20 protein-coding genes are annotated in these 23,449 nt (G+C 61.7%); 16 read left to right on the top strand and 4 right to left on the bottom strand.

Annotated features, from left to right (window positions below; all coding sequences use genetic code 11):
- Nucleotides 1-4 precede the first annotated feature (4 nt).
- The 3 genes from AC2FML_RS01335 to AC2FML_RS01325 all read left to right on the top strand — a co-directional run bounded on the left by AC2FML_RS01335 (nt 5) and on the right by AC2FML_RS01325 (nt 3,650).
- Entirely contained in the window at nt 5-1,441 is a 1,437-nt protein-coding gene (locus AC2FML_RS01335; protein ID WP_170366971.1) for a DegQ family serine endoprotease, read from the top strand.
- A gap of 165 nt (nt 1,442-1,606) precedes the next feature.
- Nucleotides 1,607-2,287, top strand: coding sequence for a response regulator transcription factor (locus AC2FML_RS01330; RefSeq protein ID WP_093961855.1), 681 nt, complete (start codon nt 1,607-1,609; stop codon nt 2,285-2,287).
- 37 nt (nt 2,288-2,324) lie between these two features.
- Nucleotides 2,325-3,650, top strand: a complete 1,326-nt coding sequence (locus AC2FML_RS01325) for a sensor histidine kinase (RefSeq protein WP_367647656.1) — start codon at nt 2,325-2,327, stop codon at nt 3,648-3,650.
- A 25-nt stretch (nt 3,651-3,675) separates the two neighbouring features.
- Here the strand turns inward: AC2FML_RS01325 and AC2FML_RS01320 are convergent, their stop codons facing one another.
- Nucleotides 3,676-4,854, bottom strand: a complete 1,179-nt coding sequence (locus AC2FML_RS01320; RefSeq protein ID WP_170367201.1) for a cytochrome P450 — start codon at nt 4,852-4,854, stop codon at nt 3,676-3,678.
- A 142-nt stretch (nt 4,855-4,996) separates the two neighbouring features.
- Between AC2FML_RS01320 and AC2FML_RS01315 the strand changes: the two genes are divergently transcribed.
- A complete protein-coding gene (locus AC2FML_RS01315) occupies nt 4,997-5,344 on the top strand; it encodes a TfoX/Sxy family protein (RefSeq protein WP_170339541.1) in 348 nt (115 codons plus the stop codon).
- A 60-nt stretch (nt 5,345-5,404) separates the two neighbouring features.
- Here the strand turns inward: AC2FML_RS01315 and ndk are convergent, their stop codons facing one another.
- Nucleotides 5,405-5,827: a nucleoside-diphosphate kinase gene (ndk, locus tag AC2FML_RS01310; protein ID WP_027237357.1), complete on the bottom strand. Its 423-nt coding sequence runs from the start codon at nt 5,825-5,827 to the stop codon at nt 5,405-5,407.
- A 119-nt stretch (nt 5,828-5,946) separates the two neighbouring features.
- Nucleotides 5,947-7,149 (bottom strand): multidrug effflux MFS transporter, encoded by a 1,203-nt coding sequence (locus AC2FML_RS01305; RefSeq protein ID WP_496781637.1) that lies wholly within the window; start codon nt 7,147-7,149, stop codon nt 5,947-5,949.
- 106 nt (nt 7,150-7,255) lie between these two features.
- Between AC2FML_RS01305 and AC2FML_RS01300 the strand changes: the two genes are divergently transcribed.
- From AC2FML_RS01300 to AC2FML_RS01255, 10 genes are all read left to right on the top strand, one after another.
- Nucleotides 7,256-9,109 carry an ABC-F family ATP-binding cassette domain-containing protein gene (locus AC2FML_RS01300; RefSeq protein ID WP_496781635.1) on the top strand — a complete coding sequence of 618 codons (1,854 nt, stop codon included), beginning with the start codon at nt 7,256-7,258 and terminating at the stop codon, nt 9,107-9,109.
- Complete coding sequence (locus tag AC2FML_RS01295; RefSeq protein ID WP_093961850.1) at nt 9,106-9,726, top strand: MarC family protein; 621 nt, start codon at nt 9,106-9,108, stop codon at nt 9,724-9,726. Before AC2FML_RS01300 ends, AC2FML_RS01295 begins: the two co-directional genes overlap by 4 nt.
- A gap of 42 nt (nt 9,727-9,768) precedes the next feature.
- On the top strand, nt 9,769-10,350 hold the full coding sequence (locus tag AC2FML_RS01290; RefSeq protein ID WP_496781633.1) for a retropepsin-like aspartic protease family protein: 582 nt from the start codon (nt 9,769-9,771) through the stop codon (nt 10,348-10,350).
- A 51-nt stretch (nt 10,351-10,401) separates the two neighbouring features.
- A complete protein-coding gene (locus AC2FML_RS01285) occupies nt 10,402-11,022 on the top strand; it encodes an ImuA family protein (protein WP_170338986.1) in 621 nt (206 codons plus the stop codon).
- Nucleotides 11,023-11,088: 66 nt separating this feature from the next.
- Complete coding sequence (locus tag AC2FML_RS01280; RefSeq protein ID WP_170339548.1) at nt 11,089-12,303, top strand: MFS transporter; 1,215 nt, start codon at nt 11,089-11,091, stop codon at nt 12,301-12,303.
- Nucleotides 12,300-12,899, top strand: a complete 600-nt coding sequence (locus AC2FML_RS01275; protein WP_170338990.1) for a YceI family protein — start codon at nt 12,300-12,302, stop codon at nt 12,897-12,899. Before AC2FML_RS01280 ends, AC2FML_RS01275 begins: the two co-directional genes overlap by 4 nt.
- A 76-nt stretch (nt 12,900-12,975) precedes the next feature.
- The gene (locus AC2FML_RS01270) at nt 12,976-14,199 is read left to right on the top strand and encodes an MFS transporter (RefSeq protein ID WP_170357586.1); all 1,224 of its coding nucleotides are present in this window, start codon (nt 12,976-12,978) and stop codon (nt 14,197-14,199) included.
- A gap of 69 nt (nt 14,200-14,268) precedes the next feature.
- Nucleotides 14,269-15,987 carry a methionine--tRNA ligase gene (gene metG, locus AC2FML_RS01265; protein ID WP_496781631.1) on the top strand — a complete coding sequence of 573 codons (1,719 nt, stop codon included), beginning with the start codon at nt 14,269-14,271 and terminating at the stop codon, nt 15,985-15,987.
- 239 nt (nt 15,988-16,226) lie between these two features.
- Nucleotides 16,227-17,405: an efflux RND transporter periplasmic adaptor subunit gene (locus tag AC2FML_RS01260; protein WP_496781630.1), complete on the top strand. Its 1,179-nt coding sequence runs from the start codon at nt 16,227-16,229 to the stop codon at nt 17,403-17,405.
- A gap of 3 nt (nt 17,406-17,408) precedes the next feature.
- On the top strand, nt 17,409-20,546 hold the full coding sequence (locus tag AC2FML_RS01255; RefSeq protein ID WP_496781629.1) for an efflux RND transporter permease subunit: 3,138 nt from the start codon (nt 17,409-17,411) through the stop codon (nt 20,544-20,546).
- 73 nt (nt 20,547-20,619) lie between these two features.
- Here AC2FML_RS01255 and glpD read toward each other — a convergent pair whose 3' ends face one another.
- Nucleotides 20,620-22,197, bottom strand: a complete 1,578-nt coding sequence (gene glpD / locus AC2FML_RS01250; RefSeq protein WP_496781627.1) for a glycerol-3-phosphate dehydrogenase — start codon at nt 22,195-22,197, stop codon at nt 20,620-20,622.
- 218 nt (nt 22,198-22,415) lie between these two features.
- On the opposite strand from glpD, the gene AC2FML_RS01245 reads away from it, so the two are divergent.
- Both AC2FML_RS01245 and AC2FML_RS01240 read left to right on the top strand, forming a co-directional pair.
- Nucleotides 22,416-23,177 carry a DeoR/GlpR family DNA-binding transcription regulator gene (locus AC2FML_RS01245; RefSeq protein WP_170437266.1) on the top strand — a complete coding sequence of 254 codons (762 nt, stop codon included), beginning with the start codon at nt 22,416-22,418 and terminating at the stop codon, nt 23,175-23,177.
- 110 nt (nt 23,178-23,287) lie between these two features.
- Nucleotides 23,288-23,443 carry a DUF5993 family protein gene (locus tag AC2FML_RS01240; protein ID WP_170339565.1) on the top strand — a complete coding sequence of 52 codons (156 nt, stop codon included), beginning with the start codon at nt 23,288-23,290 and terminating at the stop codon, nt 23,441-23,443.
- The last annotated feature ends 6 nt before the right edge of the window (nt 23,444-23,449 follow it).

Genomic DNA, 23,449 nt, shown 5'->3' with positions numbered 1-23,449 from the left:
CAACATGAGCATCCGCAAATCCCCCCTTATTCTTCCTCGTACCTCAGGGCTGTTTGGCGCCACCGCGCTGAGCGCGGCGTTGCTGGCCGCGACCGCCATTCCGTCGCAGGCCGACGAAGCCCTGGCGGATCTGGTCGAAACAGTTTCACCGTCCGTGGTAACCGTCATTGCCTCGATCGACGCGGCCCCGTCGCCGGCGAGTGGCCAGGAGTTTGATTTCGAAGGTCAGCCTTTTGGTGAGTTCTTCAAACGTTTCGGGATTCCCGAAGGCTTTGACGCCCCGCGCCGTGGTCCCAGTCAGGGCTTGGGATCCGGGTTCGTACTGGATGAAGATGGCTATATCATCACCAACCACCACGTCGTCGACAAAGCCAGCAAGATCACCGTGCGCCTGAGCGATGATCGTTCGTACGAGGCTGAAGTCGTGGGGACCGATCCCCTGACCGATATCGCGCTGCTCAAGATCGAGGCGGATGAGGCGCTTCAGCCGGTCCCGCTGGGGGATAGCGATGACATCCGCGTGGGCGAAGACGTGGTCGCCATCGGCAACCCCTTCGGCCTGAGTTCGACCGTCACGACCGGCATCGTTTCCGCCAAGGGACGCAATATCTCGGAAGGCCCCTACGCTGAATTCATTCAGACCGATGCGGCCATCAACAAAGGCAACTCGGGCGGTCCCCTGTTCAACATGGACGGCGAAGTCGTTGGGGTGAACTCGGCCATCTATTCGCCCAGTGGCGGTTCGGTCGGACTGGGCTTTGCCGTGACTTCGAACATCGTCGAGCACATCGCTGCGGACCTGCGTGACGATGGCCAGGTCAGCCGTGGCTGGCTGGGTGTCTCGATCCAGAACATCAGCCCCGAGCTGGCAGCAGCGATGGGTGTCGATGGCACTGTCGGCGCACTGGTGTCCGAGGTTCTGCCGGACAGCCCCGCTCAGGGCGTGCTGCAACAGGGCGACGTGATCATCGCCTTCAATGGCGAACAGGTCGACTCGAGCAGTGAACTGCCGGTGCTCGTTGGCACCACGGCCGTCGGAACCGACAGCAAGGTTACCGTCCTGCGCAATGGCAAGGAAGAGACCCTGAACGTCACGATCGGGCAGCATTCGGCCCAGATGGCGGCAAACGCGGAACCGACCGATGACGCAGTGGCGGGCAAGACGCTGGGTGTCACCGTAGCACCGCTGTCCGAAGCGACTCGTGCGCAGATCGGAGTTCCCGAGAACGTGCACGGCGTGGTCGTCACTTCGCTCAAGCCGGACAGCCCGGCGGCCAAGGCCGGTCTGCGGCAGGGCGACGTGATCGTGAAGCTGGGCAACCAGGATGTGGAAACACCCGAGGCGCTCAAATCCGCGCTCGAAGATCAGAAGACCGATCCGGCGCTGATGCTGATCAACCGCGGCGGCAATCAGATCTTCGTCGCCGTCGAGATCGCCTGACCTGCGTCCCGCGCGCACCGCATGATGGGGATATCCGGTGCGCGCATCTCCTGGCGGACACGATTTGTCCACGTGCTGTCGGGATTGCCGGGTGCGGATTTCGCACCCGGCAGTTTTTTTACCTGTCCATACGTGATTATATCCTGAGTGAAAGGAAATCCGACCATGAGCAGACGTCTGTTGATCGTTGAGGATGATGAAGACACGCGGGACTTCATCGCCAAGGGATTTGGCGAGGAAGGTTATGTCGTCGAATGCGCCGAGGACGGCCGCGAAGGTTTGTACCACGCGACCGACGGTGGATTTGACGCGGTCGTTCTGGACAGGATGCTGCCCGGGCTGGATGGTCTGGCCCTGATCAAGTCGATGCGCGCCGCCGGGGTCAAGACGCCGGTTCTGATGCTGACAGCCATGAGCGCCGTGGACGAGCGGGTGAAAGGGCTGCATGCGGGTGCCGACGACTATCTGGTCAAGCCCTTCTCATTTCAGGAACTTCATGCCCGGATCGAAGCCCTGTTGCGCCGACCTCAGGAATCCGAGGAAACCCCGACCCTCAAATGCCGCGACCTTGAAATGGATCTGCTGACCCGAAAGGTCACACGCAACGGTCGCGAGATCACTCTGACGCCCAGAGAGTTCCAGATTCTGGAATTCTTCCTTCGGCGGAAAAACCGGGTGGTGTCGAGGACGATGCTTCTCGAAGGTGTCTGGGACTACCATTTCGACCCGAACACAAACGTCGTCGACGTTCACATCTCCAAACTGCGTAGGCAATTGGATGAAGGTGGTGAACCACCGCTTATCGAAACCGTGCGCGGGGCTGGCTACATGGTTTCTGATGGTTAAGTCGCCCTTGTCGTTCAAGGACTCCAGGACACGGTTGGTGCTGGCCAGCATGGTGCTCAGCACATTGCTGACCGCGGCCGTATTGTTGCTGGTCTATATCACCGCCAACCGCACGATCGAAGGCGAAACCCGATCTGTCGTGTCCGCCGAACTGACCGGGCTGGCGGACGAGTACGAACGCCTGGGGCTGGTCGGCCTGATGGTGGCCATCGAACGCCGGCTTCCGACCGCGTCCGAGCGCGATGCGCTTTACCTGTTGGCTGACCGCTCGGGAAAAACCTTGGCCGGCAACCTCAAGCGATGGCCCGAAGGCATCGCCGCTGGCAGTGGGTGGGTGGATCTGGAACTGCGCAGAACCGAGACGGATCAGCTGGTCCCGATCTCCGCCGCATCGATCTTGCTGCCCGGCGGCGAACGGCTGTTGGTGGGCCGCGACGCCCTCGCCCGTCAGCAGTTCGACCGGGTGCTGTTTCATTCGGTGGCGCTGGCCTTGGGCGCGGCCCTTGCGCTGAGCATTCTGACCGGTTGGCTTTTGACCCGTCTGGTGTTTTCGCGGCTGAAGGATATCGCCGACACCGCAGAAACCATCGTGTCCGGCGACCTGTCCCAACGAATGCCACAGCGTGGCACCGGCGACGAGTTCGACCAGATGGCAGGCACATTGAACAACATGCTGGACCGGATCGAAGAGTTGGTTAGCAACTTGCGCACCACGTCAAATTCGATCGCGCATGATCTGCGGTCACCTCTGTCCCGGTTGAAGCAGCGGGTGGTCGCCTTGGCCGAGCCAGGCAAAAGCGACCTGGATCGTGAGGTCGACATCGCCCGGGCAACGGCCGAAATCGATCACGTGTTGCGGGTTCTCGGACAGCTGACCGAGATCTCACGCGCCGAGGCGGGGTTGGGGCGGGAGCAGTTTGAACCTGTGGACCTTGAGCGCTTGGTCAACGATGCCGTGGAGTTGTACGAACCGGTCGCGGCCGACAAGGATGTGCGCCTCGAGGTCACGGGTCGGGCGGCTCCGATCATGGGGCACCGCCCTTTGCTGTCGCAGGCCCTGTCGAACCTTCTGGAAAACGCCATGCGCTATGCCCCTGAAGGAACTGCAATTTCCATCGAACTGCGCGAAGACGGCCCGTTTGCCCTGCTGAGTGTCCGCGACCGCGGCCCGGGCGTGCCGGCCGAGATGCTGTCGCAGCTTCAACTGCCCTTCGTCACGCTCGATCCCGCGCGGTCGGACCGAAACTCAGGCCTCGGACTGGCTTTGGTGGCGGCCATCACCCGCATGCATGGCGGGGGCTTCAGTGCCCAGAATGCGGATCCCGGGCTGAAGGCAGTTCTGAAGCTGGCGCAAAAACCCTAGGTTAACGCCCCACCCTTTTTGTCGATCAAAGGGACGCGGGCAAGGAAGCATATCCGCGGAACCGCATACGCCCACCTCTGACACGTTCATCGGACAGTTGGAAATCTGGGAACCGTGTCACGAACCGCGACAGGGCGACCCGCCCTTCAAGGCGCGCAAGTGTAAGACCTGCGCAAACGTGCGGCCCACCGGCAAAGGCAAGGTGACGGTTCGGTTTGCGCGAAATGTCGAACAAACCCGGGTCTGGGAACACGGCCGGATCCCTGTTTGCAGCGCCGATACACAGATGAAGGTTGGTGCCCTTGGCAATCGGACACCCGTCAATCACGATGTCAGCCGTCGTTTCCCGGTTGCCGAACTGGTTGGGTGAACGGAACCGCAAAACCTCTTCGACCGCCGTATTGATCAGGCTTGGATCATCCATAAGCCGCTGACGCTGCTCCGGGTGGTCATGCAGCAAGGCCAACCCGTTTCCGATCAGGTTCGTCGTGGTCTCATGACCCGCATTCAGAATGAAGATGCAATTCTGAAGCAACTCGATTTCACTCAACTTTTCGTCGGCCCCTTCACCGCGGATCAACCGGGTCAGGACGTCGGTTTCGGGGTCGCCGGGCGTGGCCCTGCGCCGGGCCACCAGATCGGCCAGATACTCCTTGAAGTCCCGAACGGCCGCATGGCCGTCCTCGAGTTGCTTGGCGCTCAGTGCCGGTTCGAGCGCCCCAAGAATGGCCAGGGACCAGTCGCGCAGCGGTTCGCGCTCGTCCACCGGTACGTCCAGAAGGTTTCCGATGATCTGGATCGGGATGGTGGCGGCATAGTCTTCGATCAGATCCACTTGCCGCTTGTCTTCCAGGCGATCCAGCAAACGATCGACGGTCTGGATCAAACCGGGCTCCATCCGGGCGATGGCGCGCGGGGTCAGGGCCGAAGTCATGATTTTGCGAACCCGCGTGTGCAATGGCGGATCCGAGAACACCAGCGAGGTGGTGTGATGCTCGAACAATGGTGATCCCGGACCAAACTTTGGTCCGAACACGGCCTTTTTGTCGGACGAGTACAGGGTCGTGTCCCGATAGATCCGGTCCAGATCAGCGTGCCGCGACAATAGAACCGAGCCATCGGGCTGCGCCAGAACCGGCGCCGAAGACAGCAGCGCATCATAAAACGGGAAGGGATTGTCGATGAAGCCCTCGGGCGGGTTCATCAGGTCCAGATTGCTGATGTCGCTTGTCAATTCCTTCCCCCTCCTGCACGGACCCGTCGCTCAATGCCTAGCGCAACGGAATTCTTCGCACAACGTTCCGGCGGGCAGTGACAGCACGCCCTGGCAAAGCTAAGAAAGAAACATGCCCGAACCTGTGTCTTCCATCCGCAATCTTGGACCTGCTTTCGAGCAGGCCTGTGCCCGTGCGGGCATCCACTCGGCCGAAGAGCTACGCGAACTTGGTGCCGATGCGGCTTATGCCCGGCTGATACAGGCCGGAACCCGGCCTCATTTCATCGGCTATTACGTGTTGGTCATGGGCTTGCAGGGCCGCCCCTGGAACGATTGCAAGGGCGAAGAAAAGAAAGCCCTGCGCGCAAGGTTCGATGCTTTGAAATCGTCAACGAACCAGGCTCCGGCGTCCCGGATCGTCGCGGATCTGGATGCCATCGGTGTACGTGTCGGCCCTGACGATCTGAAATCCGTCTGACCAACAAAAAACCGCGCCCGAAATCGGACGCGGCAATCTCGACAGGTATCGTGGTGCGGCTTAGCCGACCAGTTCGATGCCCGAGAAGAAATATGCGATCTCAACCGCTGCGGTTTCCGGCGCGTCCGAGCCGTGAACCGAGTTCTCACCGACGGACTCGGCGAATTCGGCGCGGATGGTGCCCGGTGCCGCATCGGCGGGGTTGGTTGCACCCATGACTTCACGGTTCTTGGCAATGGCATTTTCGCCTTCCAGAACCTGAACGACAACCGGTGCCGACGACATGAACTCGCACAGTTCGTCATAGAACGGACGCTCGGCATGAACTTCGTAGAACTTGCCGGCTTGTTCCTTGGTCATGTGGATGCGCTTCTGCGCGACGATGCGCAGGCCGGCTTCCTCGAACTTGGCGTTGATCTTGCCGGTCAGGTTGCGGCGGGTTGCATCGGGCTTGATGATCGAAAAAGTGCGTTCCAGTGCCATATCGGGCCTCTCCTTGGTCTGACGGCGCGGGCTGGGCCGCGCGAAATTCATCGCGCGCCGCCTAACACGGTATTTCGCCCGTGAAAAGTGGAATGATGGCGCGATCGCGCCTTTGGGCGTCAGATTGCGTCGGGAAGCGGGTCCCGTGCATCCACCCAACGGACATACAGAACGGCCAAAAGGCCCAGAAAGCTGCTGCCTGCCATCATCGACAGCACCAGATACGGGCCGTTTTCGGGGCTGACCGCAGCTCCGGTGATCGAAGTGATGACCGCACCGAGCGCGACGATCAGAGCGCCCGACAGGCCCGCCGCGCTGCCGGCCAGTTGCGGTCGAACCGACATGACGCCCGCAGACGCGTTGGCGTTCGTCAAACCGTTTCCAAAACCAACAAATATGGCTGATCCAAAAAACACCCAGACCGACCCCATCCCCCCTAAAAACAGCAACAGCCCGCAGAACGGCCCGACCGAGGCGATGATGCGCCCGGCCAGAATCATCGTCGTCAGCCGAGTACGCGCGGCGATCCGACCCGTTACGAAATTGCCGACCATGAAACCGCCGGTGATGATGCCGATCCCCAGGCCCAGTGTGGCGGGGCTCAGATCGAACCAGGCGGCGGCCACCAGGGGCGCCCCGGTGATGAAACTGTAGAACCCCCCGATCGAGAATGCCGCGCACAACGCGTAGCCCCAGAACCGCCGGGCACGGAACAGGTGCGGGTATTCGCGCATCTGCACGGCAAAAGTGGCGGACCGGTTGTGGTTGGTCTCGCCCATCTCCGCCCAGAGCAGCGTCAGCAGCGCCGCCCCTGCAACCGTGTAAAAGACGAACCCGGCCCGCCACCCGAACAGCATGTCCAAAGTGCCACCCAGCATCGGGCCCAGCATCGGCGCCAAAGCCATTGCCATGGCGACATATCCCAGCTTGCTTGCGGCCTCGTTGGGCGGAAACTGGTCGCGGATCGACGCGGCAGACAGCACCGAGCCCCCGACCACGGCGGCCTGCATCAGACGGAACCCCAGAAAGGTCCAGATCGACTCCGCCAGAACACAGCCAAGTGACGCCGCCACAAAGACCGCCATGCAGGTCAAAAGAACCGGCCTGCGCCCGAACCGGTCGGACATTGGCCCAAGGATCAGTTGCAGTACGGCGGACACGGCCAGATAGGCTGCGATCGACAGGTTCACCAGCGCATAATCCGCCCGAAAATCGACCGCCATGTTCGCAAGGGACGGAAGGAACATGTTCAACGACAGCACGGACAGACCGGTCGCAAGGACAAGGGTCACCAAAGAGGGTGGAGTTTGTGCGGCCCGCATCTCAACATCCGAATTTCGTTCATCTGCAAAAGCGCTAGCACAGCGCATGTGGTTTGCACATGGCTTGCGTCTGGCGGTGCCAGTATCGCTCTGCTAAGAGCGGCCCATGCTACGGATCGAGAAAATCACCTATTCGGTCGAAGGCCGCCCTCTGTTCGAGGGCGCCAGCGCCACCATTCCCGAAGGCCACAAGGTGGGTCTGGTCGGTCGCAACGGTACCGGCAAGACCACTCTGTTCCGCCTGATCCGGGGCGAGCTGGCGCTGGAATCGGGCAGCATCACCCTGCCCCGACGCGCGCGGATCGGCGGTGTGTCACAAGAGGTGCCCTCGTCAAACGTATCGCTGATCGACACGGTCCTGGCCGCCGACACCGAGCGCAGCGCCCTGATGGCCGAGGCGCAGCAGGCCACAGACCCCGACCGGATTGCCGAGATTCAGACCCGGCTGGCCGATATCGACGCCTGGTCGGCCGAAGCCCGAGCGGCTACGATCCTCAAGGGGCTGGGCTTTGACGATGCCGATCAGCAGCGGCCCTGCTCCGATTTCTCGGGCGGCTGGCGGATGCGGGTCGCTCTGGCGGCGGTTCTTTTCTCACAGCCCGACCTGCTGCTGCTGGACGAACCGACAAACTATCTGGACCTTGAAGGCGCGCTGTGGCTGGAAAGCTATCTGGCGAAATATCCGCATACGGTCATCGTCATCAGCCACGACCGGGGCCTGCTGAACCGGGCGGTCGGCTCGATCCTGCATCTGGAAGACCGCCAGCTGACCTATTACGCGGTGCCCTACGACAAGTTCGCCGAACGCCGCGCCGAACGTCTGGCTCAGGCCGAGGCCGAAAACGCCAAGGCCAAGGCCCGCATCGCCCATCTGCAAAGCTTCGTTGACCGGTTCCGCTACAAGGCGTCCAAGGCCGTTCAGGCACAATCGCGGCTGAAGATGATCGAACGGATCCAGTTGATCTCGACCCCGCAGGAGGCCGCGTTGCGCGCCTTCTCGTTCCCCGAGCCCGAGGAACTGTCGCCCCCGATCATTCAGATTGAGGGCGGCGTCACCGGCTATGGCGACACCGAGGTGCTGCGCCGGCTGAACCTGCGCATTGATCAGGACGACCGGATCGCGCTGTTGGGGAAGAACGGTCAGGGAAAATCGACACTGTCCAAGCTGCTGTCGGACCGGCTGCCGCTGATGGCGGGCAAGATGACCCGCAGCAGCAAGCTGCGCATCGGGTATTTCGCCCAGCATCAGGTGGACGAGCTGCATGTGGACGAAACACCGCTGGATCACCTGCGGCGCCTGCGCCCGACCGAGACCCCGGCCCAGCTGCGCGCGCGTCTGGCCGGTTTCGGGTTGGGCGCGGATCAGGCCGAAACCGAGGTGGGCCGGCTTTCAGGCGGCCAGAAAGCGCGCCTGTCGCTGCTGATCGCGACGATCGACGCGCCGCACATGCTGATCCTCGACGAGCCGACCAATCATCTGGACATCGAAAGCCGCGAGGCCCTTGTCGAGGCGCTGACTGCCTATTCCGGTGCTGTGGTTCTGGTCAGCCACGACATGCACCTGCTGGGGCTGGTGGCCGATCGGCTGTGGTTGGTCTCGGACGGCACGGTCAAACCCTTTGACGGCGACCTGGAAGCCTATCGCCAGATGCTGCTGGCGCGCGACAAACCACTGGCCCGGGAAAAACCGGCCGCCAAACCCAAACGCGCCTCTCGCGATACCATTCTCGCGCTACGGGCCGACCTGCGGAAATGCGAGGAACGGCTGGAGAAATTGACGGACATGCACGAAAAGCTCTCGGCCAAATTGTCCGACCCGGCCTTGTACGAAGATGACCGGATCGCTGATCTGGAAACCTGGAACCGAAAATTCGCCGAGGTGGTCGAGGCCATGTCCCGCGCCGAGGCGCTGTGGGTCGCCGCCGCCGAGCGGCTGGAAAGCGCAGAGGCCGCCGCATGATCGAAATGGCATTCTTCATAACCGCGTTCACAACCCTGTTCGTTGTGATCGATCCCTTTGGCACCGCACCGATCTTCGTCGCGCTGACACAAGGAATGGACCCGGCCACCCGTCGCCGCGTCGCCTACCGCACGTGCCTGACCGCTTCGGGCATCCTTATCGCCTTCGCCGCTTTCGGAGAGGCGGTTCTCGGCTTTGTCGGCATCTCGATGGAGGCTTTCAAGGTCGCTGGCGGCGCATTGCTGTTTCTGACCGCGCTCGACATGCTGTTCGAGCGGCGCAACAAGCGGCGCGAGGACCGAGCGGAAGAAGAAGAGCACCCTGACCCCTCGGTCTTTCCGCTGGCCATTCCGCTGGTGGCCGGGCCCGGATCGATCGCAACGATCATCCTTCTGGCCGGTGAGCACCCCGGCATTCAGGGCATCGCTGCCGCTGTCGGCGTGATGCTTGCCGTGATGGCGGTTGTATTGCTGTTCTTCTTGTCCAGCGGCCTGATCGCGCGCATTCTGGGCAAGACCGGCCTGACCGTGCTGACCCGCCTTCTGGGCATGTTGCTGGCCGCGCTGTCGGTTCAGTTCATTCTTGACGGGCTCAAGGCCTTTGGGTTCGCGTCCTGAAACCCCATATTGACCTTATGAAAGAAGGTTTCGGGCGCCCGCATGGATGGTAACGATTTTGGACGGTTGGCCTATCTGGTTCTGCTGGGAGCCGCACTGCTGATGTGGTTCTTCACTCACAATCGGCAGTCGTTGGGGAAGACCCTGCAGATGGCTATGGCCTGGGTCTTCATCTTCATCGGGATCATTGCCGTTGTCGGCCTTTGGGGCGACATCCGCTCGACCGTTGGCGTATCTCCGCAGATGTCCGTGACCGGAGATGTGATCGAAGTACCCCGCTCGTTCGACGGGCACTACTACTTGCCGATGCTGGTGAATGGCAAACCGGTGACATTCCTGGTGGATACCGGGGCCAGCCAGATCGTGCTGAGCCCGCAGGACGCGGAGCGCGTCGGATTCGATACCGGTCAGCTGACCTTTCACGGGCGTGCCTCGACCGCAAATGGGGTGGTCCAGACTGCGCCTGTGCGCCTCGACAGCCTGGCGTTGGGGCCCATCACGGACCGAAATGTTGCGGCATGGATCAACGGAGGAGATCTGGACCAGTCCCTGCTGGGCATGGATTACCTGCACCGTTTTTCCAACATCCAGTTTTCTGACGGCCGGATGACCCTGTCGCGCTGAATGGCGGCTTTCGGGATTGAGAACAAAGTGCGAACATGCTAGAATTCGGCCATGTCCACGCATCTTCTTGGCCGCAAACCGGCGCGCGCGGCGCCGGGGCTGACCCTGCATGATGAGATTTCGCTGCAACTGGCCCGCGTGCACGAGGCCTGCGGCCCCGCGCGGCGCAGCTTTGCCATGTGGCTGGCCGGTCAGGCGCAGGGGCCGGTTCTGTGGATCTCGCCCGCGTGGGAGGCCGATCAGCTGAACCCCGACGGCATGATGCCCTTTGCCGATCCCGCCCGTTTCCTGTTCGTCCGCCCCACCCGGGCCGAGGACCTGCTGTGGTGCATCGAAGAGGCGCTGCGCAGCGGGGCGGTGCCGCTGGTGGTCGGCGATCTGCCGGGGGCACCGGGTCTGACGCCGGTGCGCCGGATGCATCTGGCCGCCGAACAGGGGGGCACGATGGGTCAGGCCCCGCTGGGGCTGCTGCTGACCCCGGGCGACGGCGGCGCGCAGGGCATCGAGACGCGCTGGCACATGGCCCCGGCGCACACGGGCCAGACCCGCCGCTGGACCCTGACCCGCCGCCGCGCCCGCGCCCTGCCCCCGGTCAGCTGGCACGCCACCCAGACCGCGCCGCGCACCGGGCTGCACCTGCAACGGATCGGCGTCGAGGAAACCTGCGCCTGACCGACCGGCCCCGGATCACGCAAGTTGTGACTGGTCAAACTGCATCCCGCCCCCTAGCGTGCCGAAATGACCCATCCGATCCACGACAGCCGCTATTCCTGGCTTCGCCTTCTGGTCACGCTGGCCATTGCGGCGGTGGCCAATGTGGGCATGTGGGCGGTGATCGTGGTGATGCCCGCGATCGAGACCCAGTTCGGCGCCAGCCGGGCCGAGGCCTCGATGCCCTACACGCTGGCCATGATCGGATTTGCGCTTGGCAACATGTGGCTGGGTCAGGTGGTGGACCGGCTGGGCGTGACCAAGGCGCTGATCGGTGCCGCAGGCCTCAGCGCGCTCAGCTATCTGCTGGCGACATGGGCGCCGACGATCACGATGCTGTCGGTGGCGCATCTGCTGCTGGGCCTGGGCACCGCCGTCGGGTTCGGCCCGCTGATCGCCGACATCTCGCACTGGTTCCTGCGCCGACGCGGGATCGCCGTGGCGCTGGTGGCCAGCGGAAACTATCTGTCCGGCGCGATCTGGCCCACGCTCCTGTCCGGTATCCTCGCCCGCGACGGGTGGCAGCAGGTCTATCTGACATTGGCGGTCATCACCCTGATCGTTGTCATCCCGCTGTCGCTGCTGCTGCGCCGGCAGGTCCCGGCCGAGGCGCATGGCACCGCCGCAGCCGCCGCGCAGATCAACGCGCGCAGCGTCGGCCTGTCGCCGCGGACCCTGCAATATGTTCTGGGCCTCGCCGGAATTGGCTGCTGCGTCGCAATGTCGATGCCGCAGGTCCACATCGTCTCGTACTGCGTGGGGCTGGGTTATGGCCCGGCGGTCGGGGCCGAGATGCTGTCGCTCATGCTGATGGGCGGTGTCGTCAGCCGGATCATCTCGGGGCTGGTGGCAGACAAGTTGGGCGGCGTTCACACGTTGCTGATCGGGTCGATCCTGCAATGCATCGCCCTGTTCCTGTTCCTGCCTTATGACGGGATGGTGTCGCTCTATGTCATCAGCCTGTTGTTCGGACTGGCGCAGGGCGGCATCGTGCCCAGCTATGCGCTGGTCGTCCGCGAATACATGCCCCCGCAAGAAGCCGGGGCACGGGTCGGTTTCGTGATGATGATGACGATCATGGGCATGGCGCTGGGTGGCTGGATGTCCGGCTGGATCTATGACGTGACCGGGCAGTATGAACTGGCCTTCGTGAACGGGATCCTGTGGAACGGGCTGAACATCGCCATTATTGCGACACTGCTGATGCGCTCGCGGCCGCGCCAGGGGCGGGTTCCGGCATGAGCCGCCTGACCCGCCGAACTCTGGTACTGGCGGGGCTGGCATCGCTGCCCTTGGTGCGGCACGCCGTGGCCGCCCCGGTTCCGTATATACTTGAAACACAAGGGACATTGATCGAATTCACATTCGGTCTGGCTGGCTCGGCCCAGACCGGCACCATGCCGATCCAGACCGCTGATGTTCTAGTGGACACAAAAAACCTGCGCAACAGCATGGTCGACGTCGTCCTGAACGTCGCCGAGGCACGCACGAAACTGCCGTTTGCACGCGGCCCGATGCTAAGCCGATCCGTGTTGGATGCCGCGCGGTTTCCATCTATCCACTTCGTCTCGACGGCCGTCAGCCTTGGCCCCGGCGGACGCATTTCCGACGGAGCGACCGTCACCGGCGATTTGACGGTGCGCGACGTGACTCGTCCGATCACTCTCGATGCCGCGCTTTATCGCCCGCCGGGTTCCGCAAAGGACGATCTGGACCGGCTGTTCATCCATTTGACCGGCGCGTTGAACCGGAACGATTTCGGCGCCACCGGCTATGCGGACCTGGTCGACGAAACTGTGGGATTGAACATACGAACCGAAATTCGCAGAAAACCCTGAAACTGGCGGAAAACGACACCACAAAGTCGAATAGCCGCGCGCATCGTCATGCGCCATTCGGACATCTACTGGACCCATGCGTACCATCATCTCATTCGCCGCCCTTTTTCTTTCGGTCATTCTATTGCAGCTTTCCACGGGCGGCGTGGGTCCGCTGGACGCGATATCCGGCCTGACGCTGGGGTTTTCGACCGAACAGATCGGCCTTTTGGGCTCGGCTCACTTCTTGGGCTTTTTCGCGGGATGCTGGTGGGCGCCAAGGTTGATGGGATCCATCGGGCACTCGCGCGCCTTTGCGGTCTGCACGGCTCTGGGCGCGATGGGTCTGATTGGCCACACGCTGACCGAAAACCCCTATGCATGGGCCGCGCTGCGCATTGCCTCGGGCACCTGCGTGGCGGGTTGTTATACGGTTATCGAGGCCTGGCTGAACGCCAAAGTCACCAACGAAACCCGCGGCCGCGCCATGGGCACATATCGGTTGGCCGATATGGGAGCCTCTCTCAGCGCGCAGTTGATCATCGCCGTTCTGCCACCTGCCTCATATGTCTCTTACAACCTGCTGGCCATCCTGTGCTGTGCCTCGTTGCTGCCGCTGACCCTGACGCGCGCCAGCCAGCCCGAAACCCCGGACGCACCGCGTTTGCGGCCCAAGCTGGCCTGGCATTGCTCGCCCTTGGCGGTGGCTGGAGTGATCGTCTCGGCCATCAGCTCTGCTTCGTTTCGGATGGTTGGTCCCGTCTACGGACAAGAGGTTGGGCTGGGCGTCGATCAGATCGCGTTCTTTCTGGCCGCCTTTGTACTGGGCGGCGCGCTGGCGCAGTATCCGGTCGGGTGGCTGGCCGACAAGTACGACCGCCGCTGGGTGCTGATCTGGATGTCGATTGCCGCCGTTGTCAGTTGCAGCATCACCATGGCCGCCAGCGGCACGGGCACCGTCGGCGTCATGCTGGCCGCCGGATTGTTCGGGATAACGACCTTTCCGATCTTCTCGATCTCTTCTGCCCATGCCAACGACTTCGCCACCACCGAGCAGCGGGTGGAACTGTCGGCGGCGCTGATGTTCTGGTATGCGCTGGGGGCTATCGCCTCGCCCTATGTTTCCTCGACGCTGATCGAGCAATTCGGCCCCGGCGCGCTGTTTGCCTTCGTGGCATTGGGCCACGCGGTCCTGATCATCTTTGGACTGGCCCGGATGCGCTCGCGCCCGACGCCCGAGGAACGCACCAACTACGTCTACGCGCCGCGCACGTCCTTCACCATCGGCCGCCTGCTGAAACGCTCGCGCGAAGGGCGATAGCATTCTGGGGCTGGGATTTCCCGATCCGGTTTGATAGAGCGCGCGCAGACAGTTAGGCGGAAACCAAACATGGCTCGGATTCTCATTACCTCGGCAATTCCCTACATCAACGGGATCAAGCACCTTGGCAACCTGATCGGCTCGCAGCTGCCGGCGGATCTGTTCGCGCGCTACCAGCGCGGCCGCGGAAACGAGGTCATGTTCTTGTGTGCCACCGACGAACACGGCACCCCGGCCGAACTGGCCGCCGCCAAGGCGGGCAAGCCGGTGGCGGAATACTGCGCCGAGATGCACGAGGTGCAGGCCGACATCGCCAAGCGCTTTGGCCTCAGCTTCGATCATTTCGGCCGTTCGTCCAGCCCGCAGAACCACAAGCTGACCCAGCATTTCGCCGGTAAGCTGGCCGAGGCCGGGCTGATCCGCGAAGTGACCGAAAAGCAGGTCTATTCCAACGCCGATGGCCGGTTCCTGCCCGACCGGTATATCGAGGGCACCTGCCCCAACTGCGGCTACGAAAAGGCCCGCGGCGACCAGTGCGAGAACTGCACCAAGCAGCTGGACCCGACGGACCTGATCGACCCGCGCAGCGCCATTTCCGGCTCGACCGACCTTGAGGTGCGCGAGACCAAGCACCTGTATCTGCGCCAGTCGGCGATGAAGGTTCAGCTGGACGCCTGGATCGACGGCAAGACTGACTGGCCGGTGCTGACCACCTCGATCGCCAAGAAATGGCTGCATGACGGCGACGGCCTGCAGGACCGCGGCATCACCCGTGACCTGGACTGGGGCATCCCGGTCAAGAAGGGCGACGAGGACTGGCCCGGCATGGAGGGCAAGGTCTTCTACGTCTGGTTCGACGCGCCGATCGAATACATCGCCTGCGCCAAGGAATGGGCCGACGCCCACGGCAAGTCGGATGCGGAATGGGAACGCTGGTGGCGCACCGACAAGGGCGCCGACGACGTGCGTTACGTGCAGTTCATGGGCAAGGACAACGTGCCGTTCCACACCCTGTCCTTCCCGGCCACCATCCTCGGCTCGGATGAGCCGTGGAAGCTGGTCGATCACCTGAAGTCGTTCAACTATCTGAACTATGACGGCGGACAGTTCTCGACCAGCCAGGGCCGCGGCGTCTTCATGGACCAGGCGCTGGACATCCTGCCCGCCGACTACTGGCGCTGGTGGCTGCTGAGCCATGCGCCCGAAAGCAGCGACAGCGAATTCACCTGGGAGAACTTCCAGCAATCGGTCAACAAGGACCTGGCGGACGTGTTGGGCAATTTCGTCAGCCGTATCACCAAGTTCTGCCGCTCGAAATTCGGTGAAGAGGTTCCGTCCGGTGGCGAATACGGTGAACGCGAACAGGCGCTGATCGAGGAACTGACCAAGCGCATTCGCGCCTACGAGGCGCACATGGAGGCGATGGAGGTCCGCAAATCGGCGCAGGAACTGCGTGCGATCTGGGTTGCGGGCAACGAATACCTGCAGGCCGCTGCGCCTTGGTCCACCTTCAAAGAAGACCCGGAACAGGCCGCCGCGCAGGTGCGGCTGGGCCTGAACCTGATCCGGCTTTATGCAGTACTCAGCGCGCCGTTCATCCCTGAAACTTCGGCCAGAATGCTGAGCGCGATGAACACGCTCGATACCAGCTGGCCCGAGGACGTGGAGGCCGCGCTGAACGCCCTGCCCGCCGGACACGCATTCACGGTGCCGGACGTTCTGTTCGCCAAGATCACCGACGAACAGCGCGAAGATTGGCAAACACACTTTGCCGGAGTGCGGAGCTGAATACAGCAAGGGGGCCGGCGGCCCCCATTTTTTCAGCCAACTGACCCGACCGATCCGATGAAATCGTCGGACGAAATTGGTTCGGTGACCGAGACATCCCCGGACAGGGTTCGAGCGTTTAAAATTCAAATACTTGAGAATTTTCAACAATGCCTCCATCCTGACTTGGAGTTTAGTCGACTCGGGCTTCAGGAACGGTCCGGCTCGACCCAAATCCCGGTTTGAATGAGGCACTCGCAATGACCGTTGAAAAGACGCTTACCCACACGACCAGCAATCGAACGCTCTCGCGTCTCGGCCTTTGCGCGACACTGCTGGCATGCCTTGCGTTTACACCGGTCGCATTTGCCCAGGATCAGTCGGATGCACCGCCGCCCAAGGTTTCGATTGCGGCCGCATACACACAGGAAATCACCGAGGAGGCTGTTTTTATCGGGCGGGCCGAAGCCACGGACAACGTGGACATCATCGCACGGGTCAGCGGCTTCCTGGAAAGCCGGAATGTCGAAGAAGGCTCGTTGGTCAACGAGGGTGATCTGCTGTTTACCATTGAGCCCGACCTGTACCAGGCCACGCTGGACGCCCGAAAAGCGGATCTTGATCGGGCCGAAGCCAATCTGGAACTGGCCAAGGTCGACCTGGCCCGCAAGGAAGAACTGTACAGGCGCGACGCAACGCCGGAATCCGAGCGCGACATTGCCCGCGCGAACGAGTTGGTCGCCGAAGCCGAAGTCAAAGCGGCCAACGCAGCCATTCAACAGGCGCAGCTTGATCTGGACTACACGCAGATTCACGCGCCGTTTTCCGGCCGGATTGGTCGGATCAGCACCAGCGTCGGCGACGTGGTCGGCCCCAACACGGAACCGCTGGTCAACCTGATCAGCGAAGCGCCGATCTACGTGAATTTCTCGTTGAATGAAAAGCAGTTCACCTCCGTTCTTCAGACCGTTGGTGAGACCGCCTCCACCCTTGCTGAAAGCAACAAGAGCCCGGTTGTCCGGCTTACGCTGCCCAATGGTACCGAGCTGGAAGAAACCGGCAAGATCGTGTTCGTGGACAACCGGATCGACCCGTTGACCGGCGCGATCACCCTGCGCGCCGAGTTTGCAAACGACAAACGTCTGATCGTGGATGGCGCCTTTCTGAACGTTCACATCGAAGCGCTTGAACCCACGCTTGAAGTGCTGATCCCTCAAGCTGCCCTGCAGCGAGATCAACGCGGAGAGTTTGTGCTGGTCGTCAACGACAAGCAGATGGTCGAACAGCGCTACATCACGACCGGCGACACGGACGGTTCTGCCGTGATCGTCAAGGAAGGTCTGCGCGAGGGCGAAAGCGTCATCGTGGAAGGGCTGCAAAGGGTGCGCCCGGGTGTTGCCGTTGACGCCGTTGTCGCCTCTGAACAGCCGGGAGAATAACTGATGTTTTCCGCCCTGTTCATCAGCCGGCCCAAGCTGGCACTTGTGATCTCGCTTGTGCTGACAATCATGGGGGCGATCGGCTACATGGTCCTGCCGGTTGCCCAATTCCCGGACATTACCCCGCCGGTGGTCAGCGTCACGACGACGTACACTGGCGCTAACGCCGAAACCGTTGAAAACACGGTTGCCGCGCCGATCGAAGCGCAGGTCAACGGCGTGGATGACATGATCTACATGACGTCCACATCCTCGGACAACGGCTCGTATTCGCTGAACATCACGTTCGAGGTGGGCACCGACCCCGACATCGCGTCGGTCAACGTGCAAAACCGTGTGGCGCAGGCCATGTCCTCGCTGCCGACCGAAGTTACCTCGTCGGGGGTGGTGACGCAGAAAGCGTCGACGAACATGCTGTTGCTGGTCACCCTGACCTCGCCCAACGGCACCTATGACAGCGTGTTCCTGTCGAACTACGCGTCGATCAACCTCAAAGATGCGCTGGCACGGGTGCAGGGCGTGGGCAAGGCCGACGTTCTGACCAACCTGGAATACGCGATGCGGATCTGGATGGATCCCGACAAGATGGCCGCCCTTTCCATCACGCCGGGTGACGTGATCTCGGCCATTCGCGAACAGAACATCGAGGTTTCCGCTGGCTCGATCGGCGCCCCGCCGGTGCCTGAAGGCCAGACCTTTCAGTACACGATCAAGACCAAAGGCCGCCTGACATCGGCCAAAGAGTTTGGCGATATCGTCATTCGGACCGGCGATGCTGGGTCCATCGTGCGGGTCCGTGACATCGCGCGCGTCGAACTGGGGGCGGAATATTATGCCGCATCAGGCTATTTTCAGGCCGTTCCGGCGACGGTAATCGGCATCTACCAAGCGCCGGGCGCCAACGCGCTGGCCGTGTCCGACCGCGTCGAAGCCGAACTGGAGCGTCTTTCACGGTCCTTCCCGACCGATGTGGAGTATGCGGTTCCATTCAACACTACGGACTTCGTCGAACAGTCGCTGAACGACGTGGTGTCGACGTTGATCCTGACCTTCATTCTGGTGATCTCGGTCGTGTTCATCTTCTTGGGCAGTTGGCGGGCGACCATCATTCCGGCCGTGGCGATTCCGGTCTCATTGATCGGGACATTTGCGTTCCTCCTGCTGTTCGGGATGTCGCTGAACACAATCTCGCTTTTTGCACTCGTGCTGGCCATCGGTATCGTGGTTGACGACGCGATTGTGGTCGTCGAGAACGTGGAACGGATCATTGCCGAGGAAGGCCTGCCGCCGGCCGAGGCGACCCGCAAAGCCATGGGGCAGATCACCGGCCCCGTCATTGCGACAACTCTGGTTCTGCTTGCCGTGTTCGTGCCCGTGACCTTCATGCCCGGTATCTCGGGGCGGCTGTATTCACAGTTCGCGGTTACGATCTCGACCGCCGTCGTCATCTCGTCCATCAATGCGCTGACCTTGTCGCCGGCGCTGTGCGGTTTGGTCCTTCAGGCGCGTTCGGGCCCACCCAAGGGTCTGCTGGCGGTGTTCGAGAAATTCATCGGGACGATGCGCGCAGGCTATGTGTCCATCGTGCGCAAGCTGCTGATCGTTCCCGTGGTCTCGCTCGGGATCATCGCGGGCTTTGCCTTTGGCGGCGTGACTATCATGTCGAACACCTCCAGCGGGTTCCTGCCGCTTGAAGACAACGGCTATCTTTTCGTGGACATCCAATTGCCCGACGCGGCCACACTGGAGAGAACCGAGGCGGTATCCAAACGCGTGGATGACCAGATCCGCGAGATCCCGGGCGTGGCGAATACCGTTCTGATCAACGGATTCTCACTGCTGAACGGAACCATCACCAACGGTGCGGCAGTGTTCGTCAACCTCGACAACTGGGACGAACGGCAAGACGAGGATCTGACGGCGGACGCCATCCTGCAGAAGGTACTGGCCATCGCCAACGGCGAATCCGCCGCCTCGATCGTCGCATTCAACCCGCCGCCGATCCAAGGTCTTGGCATGTCGGCGGGCGTCGAAATGGAGGTTCAGCAAACCGGAGGCGGCTCGCCGCAGGATCTGGCCTCGGCCGTGGGATCCTTTGTCTACGCGGCCAACCAGCGGCCTGAAATCGGCCAAGCCTACACGACTTTCCGGGCCAACGTCCCGCAGCTGTTCGTGGATCTGGATCGGGAAAAGGCAAAAACTCTGAACGTATCGGTCGCCGAAATCTTCCAGACCATGCAGGCTCAGCTTGGCTCGTACTATGTGAACGACTTCAACTTGTTCGGTCGCGTCTATCGCGTGATGATCCAAGCCGAAGGGTCGTATCGTGACAATGTCGAGGACATCTCGAACCTGTACGTCCGCTCGAACACCGGTGAGATGGTCCCGCTGGGAACGCTCATCGACGTCGAAAACGTGCTTGGCCCGGTTCTGTTGAAACGCCACAACCTGTTCCGTTCCGCGACGGTGACGGCGGTTCCGGCAGAAGGTCTGTCGACCGGTGACGCAATCACCGTGATGACAGAAGAGTCGGCGACCGCCCTGCCCCCGGGATATGCCTTTGAATGGACCGGAACCGCCCAACAACAGCTGGCATCCGGCGGGCTGGTCGTGGTGATCCTGGGGCTGGCGATCCTATTCGGGTATTTGTTCCTGGTCGGACAATACGAAAGCTGGACGATGCCGGTCTCGATCCTGCTGTCGGTGATCGTGGCCCTGTTCGGCGCGGTTGCGGCCGTGGCGATCGTGGGCAGTGACATCAACCTGTACACGCAGATCGGGATGATCATGCTGGTGGGGCTTGCGTCAAAGAACGGTATCCTGATCGTGGAATTCGCGATGGAGCAGAGGGCCAAGGGCCTGTCCGTCAAGGACGCCGCCGCCGAGGCTGCGCATCAGCGTTTCCGGGCCGTCATGATGACCGCGCTGTCCTTCCTGCTGGGCGTTGTGCCCCTGCTGGCAGCCAGCGGTGCTGGTGCCGCCAGCCAGAAGGCGATTGGTGTGGCCGTATTTGGCGGGATGCTCGCCGCGACACTGTTCGGGGTGATCCTGGTGCCGGTCCTCTATGCGGTGATGCAGAGCATGCGAGAGTGGATCAAGGGTACGAGCAAGGATCCCGATCCTTCTGAAAAGGCGGCCTGACCGACAGAAAAAAGAAACGCCCCGCGACATCCGCGGGGCGTTTTTCTTTGGTGGGTTACTGAGCGGTTTTCAGTTATTGCCGACGACGCTTCTGCATCCAGGCCTCGATCTGCTCAACCTCCTCGGGTTTCAGGCGCAGTCCCAGTTTGTTTCGACGCCAGATCACATCCTGCGCTGTACGGGCATATTCCTTGTCCATCAGCCATTCGAGCTCACGCTCGGTCAGGGTCGCGCCAAAATCGACGCCCAGATCATCGGCTTGGACCGCGTTCCCGAGGATGATGCGTGCTTCGGTGCCGTACGCATGTACCAGACGGTGCGCCCATTTGTCGGTGAGGAATCCGTAGTTGGCCTTCAATCCGGCAACCAGTGCCTCGACCCCGTCGACCGGGAAATCCCCACCCGGCAGAGCAACTCCCGCAGTCCAAGGGCCAGAGAGGTCTGGGAAGTGCTCGGCCACCTTCTCCATCGCGCTTTCGGCAAGGCGGCGATAGGTTGTGATCTTGCCACCAAACACGTTGAGGACCGGCGCGCCGCCCTCGGCGTCCACTTTCAATGTGTAGTCCCGCGTAGCTGCCGTGGCGCTTTGGGCGCCATCATCATACAGCGGGCGCACGCCGGAGTAGGTCCAGACAATGTCGTCACGCGAGACCGGCTTCTTGAAGTATTTGGACGCGAAGGCGCACAGATAATCCTGCTCGGCCTCGGTGCAGACGGGCGGCTCGGACGGATCGGGGTGGTCCTGATCAGTGGTCCCGATCAGAGTAAAGTCCTGCTCATAGGGAATGGCGAAGATGATGCGCCCGTCCTCACCTTGGAAGAAGTAACATTTGTCATGGTCGTAGAGACGCGGCGTCACGATATGGCTGCCGCGCACCAGCCGCACGCCCTCGCGTGAGTTCGAACGGATCTTGGTCCGAATGATGTCTCCAACCCACGGCCCGCCCGCATTGATCAGCATCCGCGCGCGCAGTTCACGGGTTTCGCCGCTTTCGCAATCCTGCACGGTGATCTGCCAAACATCTTCGCTGCGTTCGGCCGACAGAACCTTGGTGCCCACCAAGATCCGCGCGCCGCGTGCCTCTGCATCGCGTGCGTTCAAGATCACCAGCCTTGAGTCCTCGACCCAGCAATCGGAATACTCATACGCGGTTTCGAACTTGTCCTGCAGCGGCGCACCCTCGGGCGCCGTGCGCAGGTTCAATGAACTTGTTCCCGGCAGGATCTTCCGGCCGCCTAGGTTGTCATACATGAACAGCCCCAAACGGATCAGCCAGGCAGGCCGCCGCCCCTTCATCCACGGCATGACCGTCCCCAACAAGCGCGACGTGGGCGTTTCAGAGTCAAACCGCATGTCCGGGTGATACGGCAGAATGAACCGCATCGGCCAACTGATATGCGGCATGGCACGCAAAAGCGTTTCACGTTCGATCAGGGCCTCGCGGACCAGACGGAACTCGAAATACTCCAGATAGCGCAGCCCTCCGTGAAACAGCTTGGTCGAGGCTGACGAGGTGGCCGAGGCCAGATCGTTCATCTCGGCAAGCGTGACGCTCAACCCGCGCCCGGCCGCGTCGCGCGCGATGCCGCAGCCATTGATGCCGCCACCGATGATGAAAAGATCGGTGATCTGGGTGTCCGACTGTTCCATGTTTGATGATTCCATTTGCAAAAGGGTCGCGCGCATTAACGCGACCGACACTCGTTTAGTCAATTTCGATTTTCGTTTTTGTTCGCTTTGTCGCATCTCGTGCAACTTGATCGTCGTTCACTTCTTTCTCCTTCGGCAACCAGTCAAGAAAACATCAGGCTTGCGCTCGATGCCCAAAAAGAACAAAAACGAACAGAGCCACACCCGCGGAGCCGAATATGTCCCTGTCCTTTCGCCAATCCGACATCCTGAGCCTTGCCAAGCAAAACGGACGTGTCGCGGTCGAGGATCTGGCCGAGCAGTTCAATGTCACCGTCCAGACCATTCGTCGGGACCTGTCGGAACTGTCCGATGCCGGGATGCTGGACCGCGTTCACGGCGGCGCGGTTCTGAGGTCGGGCGTTTCGAATATCGGTTACGAAGACCGCCGCGGATTGAACGACGAAGCCAAGACACGCATTGCCAAACGGTGTGCCGCCGACATACCCGACGGAGCATCGGTGTTCATGAATATCGGCACCTCGACCGAGGCCGTAGCGCGGCAACTTCTGACCCACAAGAACCTGATGGTCGTGACCAACAATATGAACGTGGCCAACATTCTGGTCGAAAACCCTGAATGCGAGATCGTGGTCGCTGGTGGTGTTCTGCGCCGCTCCGATGGAGGCCTGATCGGAAATCTGACCGTCTCGACCATTCGCCAGTTCAAGTTTGACTACGCGGTCATAGGGTGTTCTGCGTTGGATAGCGAAGGCGATCTGCTGGATTTCGATTTTCAGGAAGTGAACGTCAGCCAGACAATCATCGCGCAGGCGCGGCATACCAGCCTTGTTGCCGACCACTCGAAATTCCAGCGGTCGGCCCCGGCCCGCATCACGTCATTGTCCGAAATCGATACGTTCTATACAGACGCACCCGTCACATCCGAACTGGCTGCGCGCTGCCGCGAATGGCAGACCCAATTGGTGGTGTGCCGCTAGGGTTCGCTCGCACTTAAGGCGAACGGACGATCCCAAAACTTGCCAGATGGCAGCGGGCCTGACAGTATCACCACCATTGCAATCGTTGCACGGGAGGGGAGGACCGAGCCATGATCGCGCTTTTATTTGCGTTACTTACAGCCGTTATGGCGCTGAATTACTTTGGACGGACAAAAGCCGGAAACGTGGTTTTCTTTCTCACGCTGGCGTTGAGCGTCTATTGGCTCAAGTTTCACGCCACCAGCCAACTGACAATTCAGTTGTAGAAAGGG

This window comes from Ruegeria sp. BHSC029, assembly GCF_059613085.1.
This window is presented reverse-complemented; position numbering and strand designations above follow the sequence as displayed.